This window comes from Alcaligenes sp. (assembly GCF_050255915.1).
Classification (GTDB): domain Bacteria; phylum Pseudomonadota; class Gammaproteobacteria; order Burkholderiales; family Burkholderiaceae_B; genus Alcaligenes; species Alcaligenes aquatilis.
Map to the genome: position 1 here is coordinate 1 of NZ_JBFWIQ010000010.1, position 22810 is coordinate 22810.

At 55.6% G+C, this 22810-nt stretch carries 24 protein-coding genes and 1 riboswitch; of the genes, 11 read left to right on the forward strand and 13 right to left on the reverse strand.

The annotated features are described in order from the left end of the window. Positions 1 to 86: 86 nt before the first annotated feature. A complete protein-coding gene (locus AB7E06_RS13290) occupies positions 87 to 578 on the reverse strand; it encodes a hypothetical protein (RefSeq protein WP_427957259.1) in 492 nt (163 codons plus the stop codon). Positions 579 to 1279: 701 nt separating this feature from the next. On the opposite strand from AB7E06_RS13290, the gene AB7E06_RS13295 reads away from it, so the two are divergent. The 4 genes from AB7E06_RS13295 to hpaI all read left to right on the forward strand — a co-directional run bounded on the left by AB7E06_RS13295 (position 1280) and on the right by hpaI (position 4827). After that, positions 1280 to 2293, forward strand: coding sequence for an ABC transporter substrate-binding protein (locus AB7E06_RS13295; RefSeq protein WP_427957261.1), 1014 nt, complete (start codon positions 1280 to 1282; stop codon positions 2291 to 2293). Then, positions 2293 to 3120: an ABC transporter permease gene (locus tag AB7E06_RS13300; RefSeq protein WP_427957263.1), complete on the forward strand. Its 828-nt coding sequence runs from the start codon at positions 2293 to 2295 to the stop codon at positions 3118 to 3120. Before AB7E06_RS13295 ends, AB7E06_RS13300 begins: the two co-directional genes overlap by 1 nt. Continuing rightward, positions 3096 to 3839: an ABC transporter ATP-binding protein gene (locus AB7E06_RS13305; RefSeq protein WP_395028870.1), complete on the forward strand. Its 744-nt coding sequence runs from the start codon at positions 3096 to 3098 to the stop codon at positions 3837 to 3839. Before AB7E06_RS13300 ends, AB7E06_RS13305 begins: the two co-directional genes overlap by 25 nt. Before the next feature lie 181 nt (positions 3840 to 4020). Next, positions 4021 to 4827, forward strand: coding sequence for a 4-hydroxy-2-oxoheptanedioate aldolase (hpaI, locus tag AB7E06_RS13310; RefSeq protein ID WP_125277964.1), 807 nt, complete (start codon positions 4021 to 4023; stop codon positions 4825 to 4827). A gap of 106 nt (positions 4828 to 4933) precedes the next feature. Here hpaI and AB7E06_RS13315 read toward each other — a convergent pair whose 3' ends face one another. The 5 genes from AB7E06_RS13315 to rimO all read right to left on the reverse strand — a co-directional run bounded on the left by AB7E06_RS13315 (position 4934) and on the right by rimO (position 10054). Next, on the reverse strand, positions 4934 to 5821 hold the full coding sequence (locus AB7E06_RS13315) for a LysR substrate-binding domain-containing protein (RefSeq protein WP_230019324.1): 888 nt from the start codon (positions 5819 to 5821) through the stop codon (positions 4934 to 4936). Positions 5822 to 6120: 299 nt separating this feature from the next. Further along, the gene (locus tag AB7E06_RS13320) at positions 6121 to 6882 is read right to left on the reverse strand and encodes a maleate cis-trans isomerase family protein (RefSeq protein WP_042486802.1); all 762 of its coding nucleotides are present in this window, start codon (positions 6880 to 6882) and stop codon (positions 6121 to 6123) included. A 123-nt stretch (positions 6883 to 7005) separates the two neighbouring features. Next, on the reverse strand, positions 7006 to 8013 hold the full coding sequence (gene galE, locus AB7E06_RS13325) for a UDP-glucose 4-epimerase GalE (protein ID WP_108728472.1): 1008 nt from the start codon (positions 8011 to 8013) through the stop codon (positions 7006 to 7008). A 37-nt stretch (positions 8014 to 8050) separates the two neighbouring features. Continuing rightward, positions 8051 to 8575: a gamma carbonic anhydrase family protein gene (locus AB7E06_RS13330; RefSeq protein ID WP_121739719.1), complete on the reverse strand. Its 525-nt coding sequence runs from the start codon at positions 8573 to 8575 to the stop codon at positions 8051 to 8053. Positions 8576 to 8734: 159 nt separating this feature from the next. Further along, on the reverse strand, positions 8735 to 10054 hold the full coding sequence (rimO, locus tag AB7E06_RS13335; RefSeq protein ID WP_427957267.1) for a 30S ribosomal protein S12 methylthiotransferase RimO: 1320 nt from the start codon (positions 10052 to 10054) through the stop codon (positions 8735 to 8737). A 204-nt stretch (positions 10055 to 10258) separates the two neighbouring features. Between rimO and rsmB the strand changes: the two genes are divergently transcribed. Genes rsmB through AB7E06_RS13355 form a run of 4 tightly spaced genes read left to right on the forward strand, consistent with a single transcriptional unit; the run spans position 10259 to position 15249 of the window. Then, on the forward strand, positions 10259 to 11563 hold the full coding sequence (gene rsmB / locus AB7E06_RS13340) for a 16S rRNA (cytosine(967)-C(5))-methyltransferase RsmB (RefSeq protein ID WP_094198443.1): 1305 nt from the start codon (positions 10259 to 10261) through the stop codon (positions 11561 to 11563). Positions 11564 to 11611: 48 nt separating this feature from the next. Further along, the gene (locus AB7E06_RS13345; protein ID WP_108728474.1) at positions 11612 to 12196 is read left to right on the forward strand and encodes a DUF4390 domain-containing protein; all 585 of its coding nucleotides are present in this window, start codon (positions 11612 to 11614) and stop codon (positions 12194 to 12196) included. Beyond that, a complete protein-coding gene (locus AB7E06_RS13350; RefSeq protein ID WP_199827936.1) occupies positions 12196 to 14532 on the forward strand; it encodes a sensor histidine kinase in 2337 nt (778 codons plus the stop codon). Before AB7E06_RS13345 ends, AB7E06_RS13350 begins: the two co-directional genes overlap by 1 nt. 21 nt (positions 14533 to 14553) lie before the next feature. Further along, complete coding sequence (locus tag AB7E06_RS13355) at positions 14554 to 15249, forward strand: response regulator (RefSeq protein WP_121739715.1); 696 nt, start codon at positions 14554 to 14556, stop codon at positions 15247 to 15249. 112 nt (positions 15250 to 15361) lie between these two features. On the opposite strand, the gene AB7E06_RS13360 is transcribed toward AB7E06_RS13355, so the two are convergent. After that, a complete protein-coding gene (locus AB7E06_RS13360) occupies positions 15362 to 15853 on the reverse strand; it encodes a 6,7-dimethyl-8-ribityllumazine synthase (RefSeq protein ID WP_427957270.1) in 492 nt (163 codons plus the stop codon). A gap of 98 nt (positions 15854 to 15951) precedes the next feature. Beyond that, positions 15952 to 16094: riboswitch (FMN riboswitch) on the reverse strand. 104 nt (positions 16095 to 16198) lie between these two features. Beyond that, positions 16199 to 17113, reverse strand: coding sequence for a methyltransferase domain-containing protein (locus tag AB7E06_RS13365; protein WP_094197876.1), 915 nt, complete (start codon positions 17111 to 17113; stop codon positions 16199 to 16201). 81 nt (positions 17114 to 17194) lie between these two features. Here AB7E06_RS13365 and AB7E06_RS13370 point away from each other — a divergent pair, with 81 nt between their 5' ends. Further along, complete coding sequence (locus tag AB7E06_RS13370; protein WP_427957272.1) at positions 17195 to 17944, forward strand: ComF family protein; 750 nt, start codon at positions 17195 to 17197, stop codon at positions 17942 to 17944. Positions 17945 to 18010: 66 nt separating this feature from the next. After that, entirely contained in the window at positions 18011 to 18481 is a 471-nt protein-coding gene (locus AB7E06_RS13375) for a tRNA (cytidine(34)-2'-O)-methyltransferase (RefSeq protein ID WP_108728478.1), read from the forward strand. 128 nt (positions 18482 to 18609) lie between these two features. On the opposite strand, the gene AB7E06_RS13380 is transcribed toward AB7E06_RS13375, so the two are convergent. From AB7E06_RS13380 to AB7E06_RS13400, 5 genes are all read right to left on the reverse strand, one after another. Continuing rightward, positions 18610 to 19608 (reverse strand): Bug family tripartite tricarboxylate transporter substrate binding protein, encoded by a 999-nt coding sequence (locus AB7E06_RS13380; RefSeq protein ID WP_427957274.1) that lies wholly within the window; start codon positions 19606 to 19608, stop codon positions 18610 to 18612. A gap of 79 nt (positions 19609 to 19687) precedes the next feature. Further along, entirely contained in the window at positions 19688 to 20740 is a 1053-nt protein-coding gene (locus tag AB7E06_RS13385) for an NAD(P)H-dependent glycerol-3-phosphate dehydrogenase (RefSeq protein ID WP_108728480.1), read from the reverse strand. Next, complete coding sequence (gene secB / locus AB7E06_RS13390; RefSeq protein WP_026483747.1) at positions 20740 to 21234, reverse strand: protein-export chaperone SecB; 495 nt, start codon at positions 21232 to 21234, stop codon at positions 20740 to 20742. Before secB ends, AB7E06_RS13385 begins: the two co-directional genes overlap by 1 nt. A 39-nt stretch (positions 21235 to 21273) precedes the next feature. Continuing rightward, on the reverse strand, positions 21274 to 21531 hold the full coding sequence (gene grxC / locus AB7E06_RS13395) for a glutaredoxin 3 (RefSeq protein ID WP_009458616.1): 258 nt from the start codon (positions 21529 to 21531) through the stop codon (positions 21274 to 21276). Positions 21532 to 21554: 23 nt separating this feature from the next. Then, complete coding sequence (locus AB7E06_RS13400) at positions 21555 to 21902, reverse strand: rhodanese-like domain-containing protein (RefSeq protein WP_257504856.1); 348 nt, start codon at positions 21900 to 21902, stop codon at positions 21555 to 21557. 161 nt (positions 21903 to 22063) lie between these two features. Here AB7E06_RS13400 and gpmA point away from each other — a divergent pair, with 161 nt between their 5' ends. Beyond that, complete coding sequence (gene gpmA / locus AB7E06_RS13405) at positions 22064 to 22810, forward strand: 2,3-diphosphoglycerate-dependent phosphoglycerate mutase (RefSeq protein ID WP_094198442.1); 747 nt, start codon at positions 22064 to 22066, stop codon at positions 22808 to 22810.

The window sequence follows — 22810 nt, forward strand, 5'->3', positions numbered from 1 at the left end:
GCGGCGGCATCAATTTCCTGACTGTCTGTTCTTTGAATTCTGCGCTGTAGCTGGGCACTTCTTCACTCCGATCGCTCCCTCAAATATTAACGAAAAACGAGCGGACATCTATTGTGACTGAGGGGGGGGTTCAGGATTAATATTTTTTCTTTTGCCTGTGTTTTTATTTTTTCTTTTTCAGTCTTTGTTATATTTTTATTTTTTGTGTACTCGCTTTCTAAGAAAGTGTCCAGGTTTTTTTCCGAGCTTAAGTGGCGTTTGAAAAGATTGAAAGCATCATCGGTTGATAGTTCTCTTAGCATGTATTCAGGTGATTCTCTCTTTTCGTCTTCTATGGCTATCTGATTTAATACACGTATAATTGCATTAAATTCTATTAGGTCTGATGGAGTCGGAGGAGTTACTACTGCTTTTGCACGAAAGCTCGGTTCGGTTAATGTTATGTATAAAACCGTAAGTAATCCTACGCATATATTTATAATGAATAGTGGTTTTTTGTTTCTTTTTGCGGTTAGTAGAAAATCAAAAATGTTTAATTGATTTTCATCTGCTTTTTGGCGTTTATGTGTTTCGATCAATTTCTATATCCTTGCTTGTTTTTGTTTTTATATTTATTGGTTTAGACGGAGGTATTCTGTTCAGCTTACTGGCTGATTTCATATGCCTATGGGGTCGATCACTTTACCTGTCACCTTCTGGCATAGAGGTCGGGTTTGTCGCTATATAGTGCACCGCTTTTATTTCAAGAGTGTAGTACGTACCCGTTCAATCGCGTAGTGACCTAACGCTGCCATTTGGTGCTAATTGTATAGATTCTTGAGAATGCTTAGCATGGTTTGATGTTTGTAATAGATATCATTTGTAAATAAGATTGGTTTGCGTTTGCGTTTGCATTTTTGGAATCTTAATCGTTCCGCTTAGAAGGGCCCCATGAAGTCTCCCAGAAATATTTGTATTGTTTACCCATTCGATAGTTAGAGTATTGTCAGCGATGAAGCTTTAGGATCAAAGCTGGCAGTGACACATTAGATAGGTATCAGCCTTTATTGTGGTTCTTTAGCTAAAGTGCCTTCTTGGCCCGCCTCTTAGCTCCAGTCGGATGAGTGGACACTTATCCAACCTAAAGCTCGGAACGTTAGCCGCTTGATACCGGGGCTTCTTGGCTAATCGTGCATCTTGATTAAGAATTGATTTTTTATTATTTTTAGTTATAAGCAAATAAAGATGCGTCTCCCCAACAGGTTTAAGCTTCAGTTTTCGCCTGTTTCACGAGATCTTTATGTTTTTCCGTTATTTAGCCCCCAGCCTTCTTGCTCTTTCCGTCTCCTTCTCCGCACAGGCTGCCGAGCAAGCGCTGGAGATTGGCTATTTGCCTATCATGCCTGCGGCTCAACTGTTCGTGGGCTTAGGGTCTGGCGACTTATTGCCGCAGGGACAACCGGAGCCCAAGCTGGTCCAGTTTCAAAGCGGTCCTGCGCTGACTCAAGCTCTGATCGCTGGTCAGTTGGACGTAGCCTATGTGGGGATTGGCCCCGCTTTGGTGGCCAGGGCTAAGGAGGCCGACGTCAAAGTGGTCGCCTCCAATATCGTGGAGCAGGTCAGTGTGGTGGCTATTGGCGATTTGGCTGCTTACCTGGATGCCGACAAGCCGGATTTTGCAGCGGCGGTGGCCAAGTTCACTCAGGAGAAGGGACACAAGCCCAAGGTTGCCAGTTATCCCAAAGGGGCGGTGCCAGAGGCTGCGTTGCAGTATTGGCTGCGCAATATGCTGAAAGTCGACCCGGATGTGGTCGAGGTTATTTACCAAGGTGAGGCCCAGATTCAGCAGGCGCTCAGCAATCATGCTGTTGATGCCGCTGCCATCCTGGAGCCTACGGTCAGCCAGATTCTACAGCGTCAGCCTGATGCCAAAATCGTGGCCCACGGCAGTCAGTTGTTTCCCAATGAGCCTGGCTCGGTGCTGTTGGTGCGTGAGGGTTTGATCAAGTCCCATCCTGATCTGGTTCAGCACTTGGTAAATGCTCACCTGCGTGCCACGGCCATGCTGCGCGACGAACCTGTCAAGGCAACGCCTTATGTTCAGAAGTATGTAGGCGGTGGCCGCTTGCCTAAAGACATTGTGCAGGCCGCTATCGAGCGTTCGCGCGATCAATTCCAGCCAGACCCTCACAAGATTATTGACGGCACGGTTCAACTGCAGGATTTCCAGGTTTCTTTAGGCACACTGGCGACCAAGCTGGATGATGTTCAAAGCCTGTTTGACGTTCGCTTTTATGAGAAGGCAGCACCGTAATGAGTGCTGCGAAACAAGCCAGTTTGCCCGCCGCGACACCAGCACCTGCGCTTGCCTGGGGTGATGCTTTGTGGCGTCGTGGTCTGGAGCGGGTTGTCTACGGGGTCGCCGGTTTGGCCTTGTTCATCGTGGTGTGGCGCCTGGCTTATGTCTATGGCTGGGCTCCGCGCGGCACCTTACCTGATCCCTTGAGTCTGCCCTCGGCCTTGTTCCAGGAGATTGAATCCGGTCGTCTCTGGCCTGCTGCTCAGTCCAGTCTGGTGCACTATTTCTGGGGCTTGGGCGTAGGCACTTTCTTGGGCATTGCGTTCGGGCTGGCGGCGGCAACTATTCATCGCTTTGATTTGCTGCAAGCTTATTTGGTTCGTTTGCTGCGTCCTATTCCGCCCTTGGCGTGGGTGGTGTTTGCCATTGCCTGGTTCAAGGTCAGCCATACTGGCGCAGCCTTTGTGATTGCAATCGGTGTGTTCTGGCTGAATTACTTTGCCACTTACAGTGCGGTGCGCTCGGTCGATCCTCGCTATTACGAACTGGCTGCAGCTTTTGGGCATAACTCCTATTTTGCTCGTGCCTGGACGGTGGTTTTGCCAGCGATCAGCCCCGGCTTGTTAAGCGGTGTGCGTGCCGGTATCGGCCAGGCCTGGATGACGCTGATTGCGGCTGAGTTGCTGGGTGTGCCTGGCATGGGTCAGGAAATGAATGCCGCTGCAGGGGTGGGGGCTTACGATGCGGTTGTGGTCTACATGCTGATTATCTCGGTGGTCTACACCGTGTGCGACATGCTTTTTCTGGCTTTCAACAAATGGGTACTTCAGTGGCAGCCTTGATTCAGTTCCAGGGGTTTGGTTTTCAGTATCCCGGTGCGTCTGCTCCTGTGATCCGCGATGTGAATCTGGACGTTCAGGCAGGACACTTTGTGGCGATTGTGGGTGGCTCCGGTGTCGGCAAAAGCACTTTGTTACGCGCGGCTGCTGGTTTGAGTCGGCCCAGCTTTGGGCATTTGCGTTCCAATCTGCACGATAGCCCCGGTCGCCGAGCCAATGCTTTTGTCTTTCAGGACAGCCGTCTCTTGCCTTGGCGGCGCATTGCCTCGAATGTGGCGTATGGTCTGGAAGGTTTGGGCCTGCCGCGTGAAGAGCGCGATCAGCGCGTTGACGCAGCTTTGAATCAGGTAGGTTTGGTGCATTTGAAAGACCGTTGGCCGCATCAGCTCTCGGGTGGTCAGGTGCAGCGAGTCGGTATCGCCCGTGCCTTGGCGGTGCAGCCGGATTTGCTCTTGATGGACGAGCCTTTTTCTGCGGTCGATGCCCTGACCCGTCAAGCCTTGCAGGACGAACTGGTTCAGGTGTGGCAGCGCAGTTCGGCAGCGGTTCTGTTCGTGACGCACGATATTGATGAGGCTGTCTTTTTGGCCGATACTATTATCGTTCTGGGTGGCAGCCCGGCCGGTGTCAGCGCCCGGATAGAGGTAGACCTGCCGCGTCCGCGAGATCGGACGACTCCTCGATTTGGGGAATTGGTGAAAGAGGTCGGTCAGGCCTTGTAATCTCGTTAGCCAATGCAATAAGACATACGGCCCATGCAGTGGGCCGTTTCTTTTGCCTGTTCGTGTCTGAGGGCGATGCATGATGATGCCCTTGCTCAAAATAGTCAGCACTCATGTTCACTTCTGCTTTGCGCGCTTTACACTGCTTGTTTGACGCCTAAGCACATGACAAGGAGAGGACATGAAGCACCCGGTAAACGCATTCAAGCAGGCTTTGCGACAGGGCAGGTCCCAGATCGGTTTGTGGCATGGTTTGGCCAGCCCTTATGTGGCGGACCTCTGTGCTGGCCTGGGCTACGACTGGATTTTGCTGGATGGCGAGCATGTCCCCAATACGGTACAGACCTTGCTGGCGCAGTTGCAGGCGGTCTCGGCTCATCCCATCGCGCCGATTGTTCGCCCTAGTTGGAATGACCCCGTGCAGATCAAGCTGCTGCTGGATATGGGGGCTCAGAATCTGTTGATTCCCATGGTGCAAAACGCTGAACAGGCCAAAGCAGCTGTTGCTGCGACACGTTATCCTCCGCATGGTATTCGAGGAGTGGGGGCGGCCTTGGCGCGAGCTGCTCGCTGGGGGGCGACCACGGACTATGTAGCGCGAGCTAACCAGGAAATGTGCGTGATTTGCCAGGTGGAAACGCGTGAGGCGCTGGATAACCTGGACGAAATCCTGGCGGTGGAGGGCGTGGACGGTGTGTTTATTGGCCCGGCAGATTTGGCGGCCAGCATGGGGTATTTGACTGAACCAGGACATCCAGAAGTCTTGTCAGCGATCGAGGATGCGATTGTGCGTATCAGCAAGGCGGGTAAGGCCCCCGGAATCTTGCAGGCGAATGTCGAGGCAGCGCATCACTATCTGTCCTTGGGGGCCTTGTTTGTGGCCGTAGGCGTGGATGCGGTGTTGTTGCGACAGGCGGCAACGGCTTTGCTGGCTCAGTTCAAGGATGAGGTAGCGGTGCCTGTGGCCCAGCCGGGTGCGGCGTATTGAGTAGCAACTGGCATGCCAAGAACCAAATGCCAAACGTCTTTGGCTTGGGAACCGCTTGGCATGCCTGCCTTGTAGTTGATTGTGGCTGTCGCAGCGAGGTTTGTCGTTAAGCAGCGCTTTCCAGTAGAAAACTCAGTAAGGTTTCGGCGCTGGGTTGCAGGTCACTGCGGCGGCGCACACCGATCAGAATTTCTCGCTGGCTCCATGCTTCGTCCAGTTCAATCACGCGCGTATTAGGGATCTGATAAATGCTGGCGCTCTTGCGCGGCAAGATGCCGATACCCATGCCTGCATTAATCAACAGACACATGGCGTCGTAGCCCGACACTTCGGTGCGAATGCGTACGGAGCGGTTGGCCTCCATGGCGATTTTGGTGATCTGGTAATGCAACTGCGTGCCGGTCAGCAGCGTGATTTGCTCATGCTCCAGCGTTTGCTCGAAGCGGATTTTCTCATGCTGAGCCAAGGGGTGTTGGATAGGCACCAGCACCACCAGTTTGTCACTGCGAAACGGGTAGGCTTCGATGTCCGCTGCGTAGGGCAGACGGGTAAAGACACCCAGGTCGGCTTTGCCTTCAGCAAGGGCACGAATAATGTCCAGGCTGGTTTGTTCTTCCAGTTGCAGGGGGATAGCAGGGTGCAGGCGGCCAAACTCACCTAGCGGCTCGGCCAGAAACTGAGAGATAGCCGATGTGTTGGCCAGGATATGCACCAGGCCTTGTTGACCCTGTGAATAGGCTTGCAGACGTGTTTCGATCTCTTGCGCGCTATTGAGCAAGGCACGTGAACGGTACAGCAGTTCCAGGCCTGCTGCGGTCGGGCTGACGCCTTTGTTGGTGCGTAGCAGCAGTGTTGTATTCAGAGATTGTTCCAGATCCGCAATCCGGCGGCTGACTGCGGCAGCAGCAATATGCTCACGCTCTGCCGCTTGGCTGATCGTGCCTTCTTCCAGTATTCGGACAAACAGTTTGAGGGTCAGCAGGTCCAGTTTCATGCAGGCATCATATCGTTTTTTTTTGCTGGTCTGCACATGAGGTCACTGTGACAGCGTAGAGAATCATCGCCCTAGGCTATATCTATATGGCTACTTCGCGTCTACATCTATGCCCATATGGATGTCGTGGCAAAGGGTGTTATCAGCCTGTATCGATAACGAACAGCCATTTGTGGTTTGGCATTTGTTTATGATTCGACATAACTGCATTTTTTACCGCACGCTTTGATGACGTCTAAGCATAAAAAAGCCCTGCCAACGCAAGGTTGGCAGGGCTGTGTACTGCTAAGCCGGTTTGATTAGGCTTGTGGCTTGGCACCCGACAGGATGTGGCCAGCGTTAGGAACGCGGGTTTCCAGACCCAGGGTCTTGAGCATTTGGTACACGGTGCAAACAGCAGCAGACAGAACGGGTTTGCCGATCTGGTCTTGAGCGCGCTGGATAGCAGGCAGGGAAGGCATCTGTACGCAAGCGGACAGAATGACTGCGTCCACGCCGTCGTGGTTCAGGCGCTTGACGTGCTCCAGCAGGTTTTCCGGGTTCAACAGACCCACTTCCAGGTTGTCCGACACTTCCAGGCTAATGGAGTCCTGAACTTCGATGCCTTCAGCTTCGATGTAGTCGGCCACGCGCTTGGTCAGCGGTTTCATGTAAGGGGTGATGATGGAGACTTTCTTGTAGCCGAATTCTTTCAGCGTATCGACCAGGGCACCGGCCGAGCTCAGCACAGGAATTTCCACGCCGTTTTCTTTAACGGTGTTTTGCAGACGGGCTTGCGAGACGCGGTGGTAGCCGTCGCCTTGGGCCATGATGGCAACCAGGCAAGCGTAGGCCATCACGCTCATGCGGGCGTCGCTCAGTTCAACCGCGCAGCGGTCGCTGGCGATGTCCATGGCTTTCAGCTCTTCGGGGTTCACGTGCATCATGCGCATGCGCGAGGAGTGGAAGGTGAAACGCTCTTCAGGAAACTCAGCGTAACGAGCCTGCAACATGGCAGGAATCTCGGTTTCCATGGTGGTGTTGGAGCTGGGAACGATCTGGCCGATGCGGTAGGTTTTCATAAGAATCTGTCTCTGAAGGTGGTTTTTAGATTGACGCCTTCATTCTAGGACCCGTTTTCTTCCTTGCAAATCAATCATCTGTCAACGTGCCATCGCCAACGGCGATGGCAGGAGTGGCAGAGATCAGGACTGGCCGGATTGCCAGCGCCAAGCATCGTCGCACATTTCCTGGATTCCTTTTTTTGCTTCCCAACCCAGGGTTTCGCGGGCTTTTTGGGTATCGGCCCAGCATGCAGCAATGTCGCCAGGACGTCGGGGGACGAGCGAATAGGGGATAGAGCGTCCACAGCTGCGGGCGAAGGCGGCGATCATCTCAAGTACTGAATAGCCTTGGCCTGTACCCAAGTTGACAGTCAGCAGTTCGCTGTCCTTGGCTTCTAGGTATTCCAGGGCGGCAACATGGCCTTTGGCCAGGTCAGTGACATGGATGTAGTCCCGTACACCCGTGCCGTCAGCTGTGTCGTAGTCGTGGCCGAACACTTGTACTTGTTCACGTTGCCCAGTCGCAACCTGAGCGATGTAGGGCATCAGATTATTGGGAATGCCTTGGGGGGCTTCACCAATCAGTCCGGACTCGTGGGCACCTACCGGATTGAAGTAACGTAGCAAGCCAATCCGCCAGCCCGCTTCGCTTTGATAGAGATTACCCATTGCTTGTTCCAGTACTAGCTTGGTGTGGCCATACGTATTGGTGGCAGAGAGCGGATGTGTTTCTGGAATAGGCAACTGCTGAGGGTCACCGTAGACCGTGGCAGAGGACGAAAACACGAGGTTGCGCACATGGGCTTGCTGCATGGCTTGCAATAGAGTCAGCGTGCCGGTGATGTTGTTATCGTAGTACTTGAGCGGTTGGGCGACTGACTCGCCCACTGCTTTCAAACCTGCAAAATGGATAACTGCTGCAATCTTGTGTTGCTGAAAAATCGTGTCCAGCAAGGTTCGATCCCGAATATCGCCTTCGATGAAACCGGCTTGAGTGCCCGTGATTTTCTCGATGGCATCCAAGACACTTTTTTGGCTATTGCTCAAGTTGTCTAAGATCAGAACCTGATAACCGTGTGCAATCAACTCCACACAGGTGTGAGAGCCGATAAAGCCGGTACCGCCAGTGACAAGAATGGTTTTGACCATTGGTCTTTCCAGTTAAAAGCAAGTTGAAAAGAAGGAGTTAATCAATGCGTTTCAAGGCCGTTTTGTAGTGGCCACCGCGTTTGGCGTAGACACTGGCGTTTTGGCGCAGCTTGGTAATGTCTTCGTCGCTCAGGGTACGCACGGCTTTGGCGGGTGATCCGATGATCAGGCTGCGCTCGGGGAAGACTTTGCCTTCAGTGACCAGTGCCCCAGCACCGACCAGGCTATCGCGACCGATGACGGCGCCATTCAGCACCACGGCCTGAATGCCGATCAACGAGCCTTCACCGATGGTACAGCCGTGCAGCATGGCCTGGTGGCCGATGGTAACGTGCTCGCCAATATCCAGAGGGTAGCCCGGGTCGGTGTGCAGTACGGCACCTTCTTGCACGTTCGAACCTACACCTACGGTAATGGTTTCGTTATCACCACGGATAACGGCACCGGGCCAGACGCTAGTGTGTTCTTTCAAGACAACCTTGCCAATCAGGGTGGCCTCTGCGGCAACAAAGCTGCTGTTGTCGATTTGTGGGGCGTGTTGATCTAATTGGTAGATAGGCATGAAAGATCCTTGGGTAATGTGCTGGGCTGCCTATGCCTGGATGAGGCGGATGGGCAGAAAGCAAGTGGGCAGGGAAGTTAATGAGGGGCTTGCGTATAAAAGCCAGTGTGGTCATTGTGACCTCACTGGCTTGATCAGGCCATCCGGACTAGCCAGTGCTTAGATCTGTTCACCAAACAAGTCATATTCACTGGAATCCGTAATGCGTACGCGCACCATTTGGCCGGGTTCCAGTTTTTGTTCGCTGGTGATGAAGACGTTGCCGTCAATTTCGGGGGCGTCGGCGCTGGAGCGGCCAACGGCATCGCCGTCTTCGTCGATCTCATCAATCAGCACGTCCATTTCGCGTCCCACTTTGGCGGCCAGACGAGCGGTGGAGATGGCTTGTTGATGCTCCATGAAACGCTCCCAACGCTCTTGTTTGACTTCATCAGGGACGATGCCATCGAGTTTGTTGGCGGTAGCGCCTTCCACGGGGGAGTACTGGAAACAGCCGACGCGATCCAGTTGGGCTTCGGTCATCCAGTCCAGCAGGTATTGGAAGTCTTCCTCGGTCTCGCCGGGGAAACCCACGATGAAGGTGGAGCGGATGGTCAGATCCGGGCAGTCTTGACGCCATTGCTTGATGCGCGACAGGGTGCGGTCTTCAAAAGCAGGGCGCTTCATGGCGCGCAACACGGAAGGGCTGGCGTGTTGGAAAGGAATATCCAAGTAAGGCAGCACTTTGCCTTCGGCCATCAGCGGAATGATATTGTCCACATGAGGGTACGGGTAGACGTAATGCAGGCGTACCCAGGCACCCAGTTCGGAAAGGGCCGCGCTCAAGTCCAGCATGCTGCTCTTGACGGGGCGGCCATTCCAGAAGCCGGTACGCTGGCGGATGTCCACGCCGTAGGCGCTGGTGTCCTGCGAGATCACCAACAGTTCTTTGACGCCGGCCTTGACCAGGCGCTCGGCCTCGCCCAGGACATCACCGACAGGACGGCTGACGAGCTTGCCGCGCATGGACGGAATAATACAGAAGCTGCAGCTGTGGTTACAGCCTTCGGAAATCTTCAGATACGCGTAGTGACGCGGGGTCAGCTTAATGCCTTGCGGGGGCACCAGATCAATATAGGGATTGTGATCCAGCGAGGGCGGCGCGGCTTCACGCACGGCGCGTAGTACCTGCTCGTATTGCTGGGGGCCGCTGACGGACAGCACCGAAGGGTGAACCTCACGGATCAGGCCTTCGTCCACACCCATACAGCCGGTGACGATAACGCGGCCGTTTTCAGCCAGCGCTTCGCCAATCGCTTCCAGCGATTCGGCCTTGGCGCTGTCGATAAAGCCACAGGTATTGACCACCACCACATCCGCATTGTCGTAGCTGGGGGTGATCTGATAGCCGTCGGTACGCAGCTGGGTAAGAATTCGTTCGGAATCGACCAGGGCCTTGGGACAACCCAGGCTCACGAATCCGACTTTGGGGGCGCTCATAGAGGGTCCTTCTGGAGCTTGAGGGCTCGAAATTGGGAAATAGGCTTGATTTTACCGTCCCATGCCCGGATGCGTACGGATCTTGTGCGTTTGAGCCCGGTTTATGCGGTAAATAGTGCTACAGTCGCAGTCATATTTTTCTTTTCTAGCGGTTGTTCTGTGTCCGACACCCCTCTTTCCCCCTCTTTGCCCCTGTCCGAAGTCATGCTGCTGAGCGCGCGCAATATTGAAGGCGTGCTGGCAGGTAAGTCCCTGACTGAAAGTCTGGCGGCCACGCCAGCTTCTGCCCGTGGAGCCGTGCAATCGATCAGCTTTCATGTTTTGCGCCGTCTGGGTCATGCCCGTCAGATTCGTATCACGCTGGTGCCTCGGCAACCCAGCAATACCTGGCTGGACGCCTTGTTAATGGTGTCGCTGGCCTTGCTGGATACGGCCATGCGTGTTCAAGAGGATGCCACGGCCTTTGAAGAGCGCCCGGATGTGCCGGTCTATGCGGTGCATACGGTGGTGGATCAGGCCGTGCGGGCGGCGGACAGTCAGGCCGCACTGCGTTTGTCCAAGGGTTTGGTGAACGGGGTGTTACGTCGCTTTACGCGTGAGCGCAAGATGATCTTGTCTCAGGTAGAGAGCCGACCCGAAGCACGCTGGAATCATCCTGGCTGGTGGGTTAAGGAATTGCGTCGCGCTTACCCGCGTGACTGGGAAGCGCTGCTACAAGCTGCGAATCGCCCTGGTCCTTTGACCTTACGCGTGAATCAGCGTCGTTGCTCGGTGGAGCGTTTGCAGGCGGTGCTGACCGAAGCAGGTATTGCGTCCAGCAGCCCAGGTGCGGGAGCCGTTACCTTGGACAAGGCCATGCCGGTTCAAGCGATTCCTGGTTTTGATCTGGGCTGGTGGTCGGTGCAGGATTGGTCGGCTCAGCAAGCGGGTTTGCTCTTGCCGGTCCAGGATGGCATGCGCGTGCTGGATGCGTGCGCGGCCCCAGGTGGCAAGACCGCTCATTTGCTGGAACAGGCGGACGTGTCCTTGCTGGCTCTGGACTCCGATGGCGAGCGTCTGGAGCGTGTCGGCCACAACCTGCGTCGTCTAGGCCTGGAAAGCGATAAGGTTCAGCTCAAACGGGGTGATGCTGCCCGTCCTGCGCAGTGGTGGGATGGTCAGCCCTTTGATGCCATTTTGGCGGATGTGCCTTGTACCGCTTCAGGTATTGTGCGTCGTCACCCCGATATTCGCTGGTTGCGCCGCGAGTCGGATATTGCCGATACCGCGCGTTTGCAAAGCTCTATACTGGATGCCTTGTGGTCCACATTGCGGCCCGGCGGGCACTTCCTGTATTCGACCTGCTCGATTTTCCCGGCAGAAGGGGAGCAGCAGGTGGAGGCGTTTTTGGCCCGTCACCCTGAGGCGCAGCTTTTGGATTCTCCCGGCCAGATTTTGCCCGGTGTTGCGGGACGATCGCTGGCAGATGGCGACGGTTTTTTCTACGCCTTGTTTACGCGCCCGGTTTGACTTGTCACAATTAGGGCTCTGACTTTGTCCTTTTTGCGGTTAATCACGATGTGGCGCGTTTTTCTGTCTTTTCTGCTGATTTTCAACTGCGCACTAAGCTCGGCCAATACCATGGTGCCGGTCGCTACGTCGGGAGAGCGGGTCGTCAAGGTCGAGCCTCATATCCGGGACGAAAAACTGTATATCGATGCTGATATCGAGTTTGAGCTAAGCCAGGAATTGCGCACTGCTGCCGAGAAAGGGGTGCCGCTGTATTTCACGGCTGAAGTGGAGCTGGCCCAACCCCGCTGGTATTGGTTTGACAAAAACGTTGTTAAAGAACAACAGACTTGGCGGGTTGTGTACAACGCCCTGACCCGTCAGTGGCGCGTGGGCACTGGTGACCTGTCTTTGCCCGAATCCTCCATGAATGACGCATTGGCCATGCTGCGGCATATCCGCGGCTGGGCCGTGGCGTATGTGGCGGATCTGGACCGCGACCAGGAATACCAAGGTCGTGTGCGTCTGCGCCTGGATACCTCTTTGCTGGCTCGTCCGTTTCAAGTGGATGCCATCAATAGTTCTGCCTGGACACTGGCTACCCCATGGAAAACCTTTTCCTTTTCCGTCTCCGTCGACGAGCCCCAACCTTGATCCGCTGGATCTTGCGCACCGCTCTGTTTGGAGCGGGTGTCAGTGCGTTGGCGCTGTTTTCACTTCTTGTCTGGTCTACCGGCAATGCTTCGCGCTACGCGCAGCAGTATGACTTGCTGTTGGTGCTCAATGGCGTATTGGCCGCCACCCTGATTTCCTGGGTGCTGTTATTGACGATTCGTCTGTTCAGGCAAATACGTCGACGTCAGTTTGGTGCCCGCATGACGGCGCGTTTTGCCTTTTACTTCACTTTGATCGGCATTATTCCGGGTGCCTTGATTTATTTGCTCTCGGTGCAGTTCATGTCGCGCTCGATCGAGTCCTGGTTCAACGTGCGGGTGGATACGGCGCTGGAGTCGGGTTTGAGCTTGGGCCGTGCCGCCTTGGATTCACAGCTCAATGAGCTGGAAGGCCGTGCCAATGAAATGGTGTCGGCGCTGAACAAGGCAGATAGCGCGCAGTACAGCAGCCTGCTGATTTCCTTGCGCGAGAACAGTGGTGTCACTGAGGCGATGGTGTTCTCCGGCAATGGCCGTTTGATTGCCTTTTCGTCGGCTCGTTATGACACCTTGCTGCCGGACATGCCGCCGTCCAGCGTCATGAATCAGTTGCGTATTTCGGGTCGTTACTCTGCAGCCGAGGTGGATGATGATGCTCCAGTGCGTGACAATGGTCTGGATGAGGGTGGAGTGCCGGCAGAATCGACCGGTTTGCGTTTGCGTACGGTTTTGCCGCTAGCCGATCCCAACCGTTTTGCAGCAACCTTGAGCGGTACGGCTGACTCGCGCTGGCTGCAGGTGATTCAGCCTGTACCGGACAAGATTGCACGTAATGCCAATCAGGTACAGCAAGGGTTTCGGGACTATCAGGAGCTGGCCTTGTCTCGTCAGGGCTTGCGCAAGCTCTACGGTATTACGCTGACGCTGGCCTTGATTCTGGCGGTGTTTACGGCTGTGGCAGCGGCCTTGGCTTTGTCGCGTCGCCTGACCCGTCCACTGTTGACGTTGGCCGCCGGGACGCAAGCGGTGGGGGTAGGGGACTACCGGGCGTTGCCAGAGCCACCTGCCAAGGATGAGGTTGGCCAACTGACCCGCTCTTTCAATGCCATGACCCGGCAATTGGCTGAGGCGCGCCGCATGGTCGAGAAAAATCGTCTGCAGCTGGAACGCTCCAATATGTACCTGGAGTCCGTGCTCAGTAACTTGTCCAGTGGTGTGCTGGCCTTTGACGAGATGTTCCGTGTCACCATGTTCAACCAGGGGGCGCAGCGCATTTTGCAGGTGGACTTGCGCTCTATTAAAGGTCGTCCGCTGGAAACGCTGGAAGGGGCGCTGACTTTTGCTTCCGTGATTCGTGAGGCTTTTTCCACGCATCAGGCGATGGGTTCAGACCATCCTTACTGGCAGCAGCAGTTTGAATTGGAAATGAAAGAAGGTAATGAAGCGCGTGATACTATCGTCACCGTTTTGGCTCGTGGTACTTTGTTGCGTGTAGATGGTCAGCCAACCGGATATCTGGTGGTGTTTGACGATATTACCGACGTGATTTCCGCCAGCCGTCTGGTGGCCTGGAGCGAGGTGGCTCGACGTCTGGCACACGAGATCAAGAACCCCTTAACACCGATTCAGTTGTCTGCCGAACGTCTGGCCATGAAACTGGAGTCGCAGTTGGACGAAGTCCATGCTGCCATGTTGCTGCGCTATACCAATACCATCGTCAACCAGGTCAGTTCGCTGAAAAAGATGGTGGAAGATTTCCGTGAGTATGCCCGTAAACCCGCTACCCAGATGCAAGCGCTGAATCTGAACGAGCTGATTACCGAAGTGCTGACCTTATATGGTTGGGACCCGGAAGAAGGCATGGTCCGGGACGATGGTTATAGTGTGGCGATTGATGTGGAGCTGGATCCTGATTTGCCGATGGTGCAAGGAGATCCCACGCAGCTGCGTCAGGTTATTCATAATCTGCTGGCCAATGCGCGTGAAGCGGCAGCCCAGGATCAATCACTTGACCAGGCGCATGTATTTGTTAAAACCATGATTGCGGGCGTAGAAGGTTCCGATTCTTCTGGTGCGGTCAGTTTTGTGGTGTCAGATAACGGGCCTGGTTTTGATCCTCAGATGCTGGTGCGGGTTTTTGAGCCTTACGTAACCACCAAGCCCACCGGCACGGGTCTGGGACTTGCTATAGTTAAGAAAATCATCGAGGAGCACGGCGGCAGAATCGATGTTTCCAATCGTCGTGAGGGGGGGGCTCGCATTTCCATCCTCTTTACCCGGCTTGCTGGCCAGCATATTCGTCTGGACTCTGGGCGGCGAGCAAACGATAATGCGTAAAAATCACGTAGGTGACGTTTTATGGCCAGAATTCTGGTAGTTGATGACGAAATCGGCATTCGGGAACTTTTGTCGGAAATTCTTTACGACGAAGGGCACACCGTGCAATTGGCAGAAAATGCCGCCCAGGCTCGCGAGGCACGCTTGCGGGGCCGTCCCGATCTGGTCTTGCTGGATATCTGGATGCCAGACACTGACGGTGTCAGCCTGCTCAAGGAGTGGGCATCTCAAGGCTTGCTGGATATGCCTGTGGTCATGATGAGCGGCCACGCCACGGTGGATACCGCAGTGGAAGCAACCCGCATTGGTGCAGTGGACTTCCTGGAAAAACCCATCACCATGCAGCGCTTGCTCAAGACCGTAGCTTCGGGTCTGGAGCGTACTGTGGCTCCCAAAGCGCTGGCTGCCGCGGCCCGCCCGGTGGTTCAAGGTGGTGATCGTCGCCTAGAGGCCGCGACAATGGTTCCTGGCATGGCGCCTGCCATGGCCGTGCCTGAAGTAGAACAGGACGAGTCCCAGCTAGGCAGCATCTCCTTGGATTTGCCATTGCGCGAAGCGCGTGACGAATTCGAGCGCATTTATTTTGAATATCATCTGCGCCGCGAGAATCACAGCATGACGCGGGTATCGGAGCGTACCGGGCTGGAGCGTACCCACTTATACCGCAAGCTTAAACAGTTGGGGATAGACTCGTCGCGCAAGCGTAACCAGTCTTGATACAGTAGTTACCAAATGCATGGCCAGCAAGCTTCTGGCCAGCCTTGGCGCTGCGGGTAAAGCAGCCCAAGGGGTTAGGGATTGAGGCGGCCTCTTCAGGCCGCCTTGCCGTTTAGACAGCGGCGACGGATGTCGCAGGCAGCACCTGCAACTTGCTCACGGTATCCAGGCACGTACGGGCTGCTTCCTGGCCCTTGATCACAAAGTGACGATGGAAGTAATCGTGGTGCTCTTTGCCATCATGGAAATGGTGCGGAGTCAGCACGACTGAAAACACAGGCACGTTGGTGCTGAGCTGGACTTGCATCAAGCCTTGGATCACAGCGGTAGCCACAAAGTCGTGACGATAGATACCGCCATCAACCACCAGACCCGCTGCCACAACAGCGGCATACTGACCTGATTGGGCCAGACGTTGTGCATGCAGTGGGATTTCAAAGGCGCCGCCCACTTCAAAGAAGTCGACCAAGCTGCTGTCGTGGCCCATGGCTTTGACTTCGTCGATAAAACCCAGGCGGGCCTGATCCACAATGTCCTTGTGCCAGCAAGCTTGAATAAAGGCGATACGGGGAGCCAGAAGATTGGCTGGGGTAATGCTGTTCATGTTGGTTTCCTGTTTTATGACAACAAAAACAGGGCATGCAGGAAGCAGGATAGCTCAAACCCATAGCAGGATGAGTCCTGTACAGGTCGTTGAGGATATCCCGTTCTCTCTTTATCCGGACTATACCGTCGGCCCCGGAATCACACCGGGTCTGCTGTCCCTGACCACAGGTCAGGCGCTCGCGGGCTAGGCTAGTGCCATTACCGCCGGTGGGGACTTGCACCCCGCCCTGAGAACATAGTTAGCCAGCTTGGCCAACCGCAAAAGTGTACCCCTAAACCTTTTCTTTGTCAGAGAAGGTCTGAAATAGATGGGGTGCTACTGGAATATGCCTGGTAGCGGAATTTATTCCTGGGGTTTGGGGCGGCGGCTGATTGTGGAGATTGGCACGCTGACCTCGCCCAAGGTGCTGCGACGGCTGCGGGCGCGCCAGGCGTGCCCGTAGGCAATTTCCAGGCTTAGATGCAAGGTGCCATCCATATGGCGCTGTTTTTCCAGCGCATTGAGCAGGCGTTGACGCCAGGGCAGCGTGCTCAGGCTGGCCTTACGTTGAGGGTGTGGATTGCCGCCCAACAGACGCAAATCATCCAGCAGTTTTTCAGCGCTGCGATAGGTCAGGGTCACGACTTCTTGATCCATCACAGGGTCAGCAAAGCCGTTTTCCAGAAGCAGGTCGCCAAAGTCGTGCATGTCCACGAATTCCAGCGTTTTGGTGCCTAAATCGGCTTGTTCCATGGCGCTGCGCAGCTCGGCAAAAGAGCCGGGGCCCAGGCAGGAGAACATGACCAGCGTTTCGGGTTTTAGCAGACGGTTCCATTCGGCTAGAACCCGATGCGGTTCCGGGTGCCAGTGCAACGCCATATTTGACCAGACCAGCTCCTGGCTTTCTGCGGGCAGGCCACTATGGGCCATATCGGCCTGAACCCAGTTAGCTGCCGGTGTGGGCTGATTACGCAGTTTTTGCCACAGGCTGGGTTTGGATTGGTAACGCTCCCGGGCGACCTCTAGTAGCTTGGCGCTGCGATCCAGACCGGTATAGCTCATGTCCGGGTAGCGAGAGCGCAGGGGCTCCAGTGCGTGGCTGGCGCCACAGCCAGCATCCAGAATATGAGTGGGTTGCAAGCGTACCAGGGCCAGCCGTGACAACATCCGTTGCGCGACTTCACCATAAAGAAACTGAGCGTGATCCAGAGGAGCGCGGCGATTGAATTGCTGCTCTACGTGGGCGGAGTTGATTGGTAAAGATGGTAACTGGGACATAGTTGCGCGGACGTTGCTGGCCTGGCTCAGCGGGATGTGCTGTGATCGGATCAGCCTGACTCTCAAAGGTAATGATCTATTATGGCGCATCCCCTGTTTCGGCGCGAGTCGCCCCATCGCCTTGTAGGGATTCCACTGCTGGCACGACCGTGTGTGTTGTGTGGATTACGTTCACAAAGCGGCGCGCTGTGCCGTTTTTGCCGACATGCGCTGGCAACACCAGCCCAGGATTTACGCTGCCCGCGTTGCGCCTTGGCGTTGCCACCCTTGGCCTTGTTGGCCTGTCCGGATTGCGGAGCAGGGCAATTGTCCCTGCAAGCGACGGTTGCCGGATTTGACTATGAACATCCTGGCGATATGTTGATACATGCGTTTAAAATTTCCCGTCGGCTGGAAATGGCGGCGGTACTGGCTGAGCTGATGGTGCGGCAATGGCACCGTTACGGTCCTGGGCTGGGGCCGGATTGTCGGGTAATTCCAGTGCCCTCGCAACGTCGTGCTTTGCGCCGTCGTGGTTTCAATCCTGCCGCTGTGTTGGCCAAGCGTGTGGCGCATGCTTTGGGCTTGTCAGCCCGTTTGCATATCGTCGTGGCGCAGCCACGGCTTGAACAAGCCCAGAAGTTTTTGGGACGACAGGCTCGCAGGCAGGCCATGCGAGGCGCTTTTAGGGTGCTGGAGCCGCTGCAAGGGGGGGACGTGCTGCTGGTGGATGATGTGCTCACCACCGGAGCGACCTTGGATGCGCTGGCGCGAGCTTGCCGGGTGGCTGGTGCACGGTCAGTTTATGCCTTGGTTGCTGCCCGTGCCCCCTGGAAATTGAAGCTCCCCTAGCCCTGTATACTGCGCCGCTGATGCGCGGCTTTTTCGGCATTCTTTTCTGCATTTTTTAGGTTTTTCATGTTTCATATCGTCCTGGTTTCGCCCGAGATCCCCCCCAACACGGGTAACGTCATTCGACTGGCGGCTAATACGGGTTGTGTCCTGCATTTGGTGCGGCCCTTGGGTTTTGAGCTGGAAGACAGCAAACTGCGTCGTGCCGGGCTGGATTATCACGAGTGGGCGCAGGTGAAGGTGCACGACAGTCTGGAAGAAGCCTTGCAGGCCACGGGCTCTGCGCCTGATCGTGCGTTTGCCCTGACCACACGCGGCAGCCATTTGCTGGCCGAGCAATGCTTTCAGCCAGGTGATGTGTTTGTGTTTGGCCGTGAAACTGCAGGCTTGTCTGCAGAACAACTAGAGCTGTTTCCCAACGAACAACGAATTCGTCTGCCCATGTTGACGGGGCAACGCAGCTTGAACTTGTCCAATGCCGTGGCGATTTGCGTTTTTGAGGCCTGGCGGCAAGCGGGTTATGAAGGTGGTGTTTAAACAAGCGGATGCTTGTCACGAAAAACGCTGATTTATGCGTATCGGTTTTCCGTTGAAAGTTTCAAAGCAAGCGGCCCTGCAAACGATGAGTTCGCAGGGCCGTTTTGTTTTGAATCCCGTTACCAGTGTTATTCCAACGATAGATTCAGACGTTCAATCACTTCATCCCAACGGGTTTTGTCGGCAATGATTTTGTCCGTCAGCGCTTGCGGTGTGGAGGGCTCGGATGAGAAGTAAAAGGCGTTCAATTTGGCCTTGATATCCTCGCGTTGCAAGATCGTTGTAATTTCCTGGTTCAGGCGTTTGACCACATCATCCGAGGTGTTGTGGGGGACGAAGAAAGCATCCCACGAGATAGCCTCGAAGTTTTCCAAACCGGCTTGTGTCATGGTCTTCAGACCGGGTAACAGTTCGCTGGGTTGCAGGGATGTCACGGCCAGGGCTTTCACTTTGCCGGCCTCAACCTGGGGCATGGCAATGCCCGGCACCATGAAGGCAGCGTCAATGTCACCACCAATAATGGCGGTCAGGATTTGTGGGAAGCCCGAGTAGGGGATTTGTTCCAGCTTGATGTCAACAGCATGTTCCAGCATGGCCATAGCCAGGTGGGCTGAGCTCCCGGGGCCCACCGAACCGTAGTTCAATTCGCCGGGCTGAGATTTCGCCAGGGCGATGAATTCTTCCACTGTGTTGGCGGGTGAGTCAGCAGGAACGATCAGTACGTTCGGGCTGGTGCCAATCATGGAGATAGCCTGTAAGTCTTTCAGCGGGTCGTAACCCAGCGAGCTCTTGTACAGGGTGGGGGCCGTCACCATGGGGCCATTGATGGTTAGCAGCAGGGTGTAGCCGTCGGGTTTGGCATGTGCCACAAAGCGTGTGCCGATATTGCCACCTGCGCCAGGACGGTTGTCAACAATCACCGTTTGGCCCAATGCTTGAGACAGGGGCTCGGAAATGGCACGGGCCAGCGCGTCAGGCGAGGAGCCGGCTGGGAAGGGCACTACCATTTGAATGGGACGCTCGGGCCAACTGGATTGGGCCTGAGCCGAGGGTGCCAGCAAACCAGTGCAGGCCAGCCCCAGAACGGAGCGGATTAGAAGATCACGAGAACGAGCAAGCAATGACATTGTTTTGATTTTGAGTAAGAGACGGTTGACCGCAGGTCTGACCGCGTGGGTAGGATGCCAGATCGGCAGGCGGACGGTATCAGTGGCCTTCTGGCTTGGCCTCGCGGGTTAACAAGGCGTGGACCGCTTCGCTTGGAGGCAACTGCTCAAACAGGATTTGACAGACCGCTGAGGTAATCGGCAGTTCAATCTTGTGCGCCCGGCCCATTTCCAGAACCGAACGAGCACAGCGCACTCCTTCAGCGGTGATGCCGGTGGCCAGGATGCTGTCCAGGCTTTGACCGGCACCTAGCGCCAGTCCCACCTGGCGGTTGCGGGACAATTCGCCCGTGGCTGTCAGGACCAGATCTCCCAGACCTGCCAGCCCGGAAAAAGTCTCTGCTTGTCCGCCTAGCGCAACACCCAGGCGCTGCATTTCAGCTAGACCTCGGGTAATCAGGGCAGCACGGGCGTTGTGGCCCAGGCCCAGTGCGTCGGCAATGCCACAGGCAATGGCCATGATGTTTTTGACAGCGCCGCCCACTTCGACGCCGATCATGTCGGTGCTGGTGTAAAGACGCGCTTGTTTGCCATGCAAGGCCTCTAGGGCAATGCCAGCCATATCAGCAGGTTCGCAAGCCAGTGTCAGGGCAACGGGCAAGCCTTTGGCCACTTCCAGGGCGAACGAGGGGCCAGAGAGGACGGCACGGCCTAACCAAGGATGGTCGGGCAGGTTTTCACGCACAATCTGGTGGGGTAACAAGCCGCTTTCCTGATGGAAACCTTTACACGTCCAGACCAGCAAGACGGGGTGGCGGCGTGTGGCAGGCAGGTACTGAGCCAAATCCACACAGGTTTGCGCCAGACCACGTACAGGCACGCCCAAAATCAGCAGGGCAGGGCCGGTGTCATCAGCCAGGGCAAACTCCATGACTTGCTGCAGGCTGTCGCTAGCCTGCAACGAGTCGGGCAGCACGACATCAGGCAGGTAGGCAGGGTTACGATGCTCCTGCCCGATAGCTTGTGCTGTTGCTGCCTTGCGCGCCCACACCATCGTGGGAGCCTGGGTGCTGGCCAGGGCGGCCAGTGCCGTTCCCCAACTGCCGGCGCCCAGGACTGCAACACGAACAGGAGTGTGCGCGCTTGACATCATCAGGCCTGCAAAGGCTGGCCGTCAGCTTGGTCGGCACCTTGTTGCTGCGCCAGGCGCTGCTCGTACAGGGACTGGAAGTTCACTTCAGTCAGGTGCAGGGCAGGCAGGGAAGTGCGGTTGATGGCGTCAGCCACGGCAGCGCGCAAGTAGGGGTACAGCATGGTGGGGCACACAATGCCCAGCAAGGGTTCGAGCTGTTCTTCAGGAATGTTGGCAGCTTCGAAGATACCGGCTTGGGTGGCTTCCACCAGGTACATGACCTTGTCGCCAATGCGAGTGGTCACTGTAGCGGTGACGGTGCTTTCGTAGACTGTGTCAGCCAGACGTTGGCCACCCACATTGATGGACACTTCCACGGAAGGGGCCTCTTGCTCCAGAAAGATCTGGGGCGCATTGGGCATTTCGATGGACAGGTCTTTGATGTAGGTGCGCTGCAGGCTGAAGCTGGGTTGTTGAGCTTCTTGTTCAGCGGCTGGGGTGTTCTGGTCGGCCATGGGTGATCCTATGGGGTAAAAAAATTGTTAGAAAAAAAATCAGGCAGCCAGCAGAGGCAGCAGGCCACCTTCGCGGTCCAAAGCGGCCAGATCATCGTAGCCACCTACATGGGTGTCGCCAATGTAGATTTGGGGAACGGTACGCCGACCGGTGCGCTCCATCATGAGAGCGCGTTGTTCGGGTTCACGATCAATCATGATTTTATTGATTTCAGTGACGCCGCGTTGCTTGAGCAGCATTTCAGCGCGCACACAATAAGGGCACACCATTGTGGAGTACATCGTGACTTTTGCCATGAGAGCCTCGTAGAAGGGGGAGCTTACGATTTTTTGACGGGCAGACTGGACTGCAGCCAGCCTTGGATGCCGCCTTGCAGTGTGTAGGCTTCGGTGATGCCGTGCTTGCGCAGGACGGCCACGCTGCGCGGGGCGCTGCGCCCGGTATCGCACACCAGAATGACGGGCTTGTCCTTGGGCAGCGTGCTGGCCTTGGCGTCAAGGTCAGCCGCAGGAATGTTGCGAGATTGTGCAATTGCCCCGGCCTTGAACTGATCGGCACTGCGCAGATCAATCAAAATGGCGTCTTTCTGGTTTACCATTTGTACCGCTTCCGAGCTTGAAACTGCGCGTCCCGCACGGCCTTTGAAAAAGCTGGGTATTAACAGCATAATGCCGGCAAGCACCGCAATTGCTAAAATTAGAAGATTGTTCTGACTTAAGATGAAGTCCACGTTAAATCCTGTTGATTACCAAGAAAAGCAAGAAAAAAGGGCAAGATCACACGATTATAGAGTGGCGCCAATTTTTCAACCTCGAGGCTGTTTTTACCATGTATAAACTTGTACTGATGCGGCACGGCGAAAGCCAGTGGAACCTGGAGAACCGGTTTACTGGCTGGACCGATGTCGATCTTACCGAAACCGGGCGTCAACAGGCAAAGCAGGCCGGTGAACTGCTTAAAGAAAACGGTTTTGAGTTCGACCTGGCTTTCGCTTCGGTCCTCAAGCGCGCTATCCGTACCTTGTGGATCGCCCTGGATTCGATGGACGCCATGCACACCCCCGTGGGTTTGAGCTGGCGCCTGAACGAACGCCATTATGGTGCTTTACAAGGCTTAAATAAAGCCGAAACCGCACAAAAGTACGGAGAGGATCAAGTCTTGGTCTGGCGTCGTGCTTACGCGATTGCTCCTGATCCAGTGGCTGAGGACGATCCACGCAACCCGCGTTTTGATGCCCGCTACGCCCGTGTACCCGCCGATCAACTGCCGCGCACCGAGTGTCTGCAAGACACCGTGGCCCGCGTCGTTCCTTTCTGGGAGGAGTCCATCGCTCCTGCTATTCGCTCCGGCCGGCGCGTTTTGGTCACGGCTCACGGCAACAGCCTGCGCGCGCTGATCAAGCATCTGGATGGCATCTCCGACGAGGATATCGTTCATCTGAACATTCCTACCGGCCAACCTCTGGTGTACGAGCTGGATGAAAACTTGCGTCCTATCCGTCATTACTACCTGGGCGACCAGGAAGCGATTGCGGCTCAGATGCAAGCCGTTGCCAATCAGGGCAAGGCGCAGTAA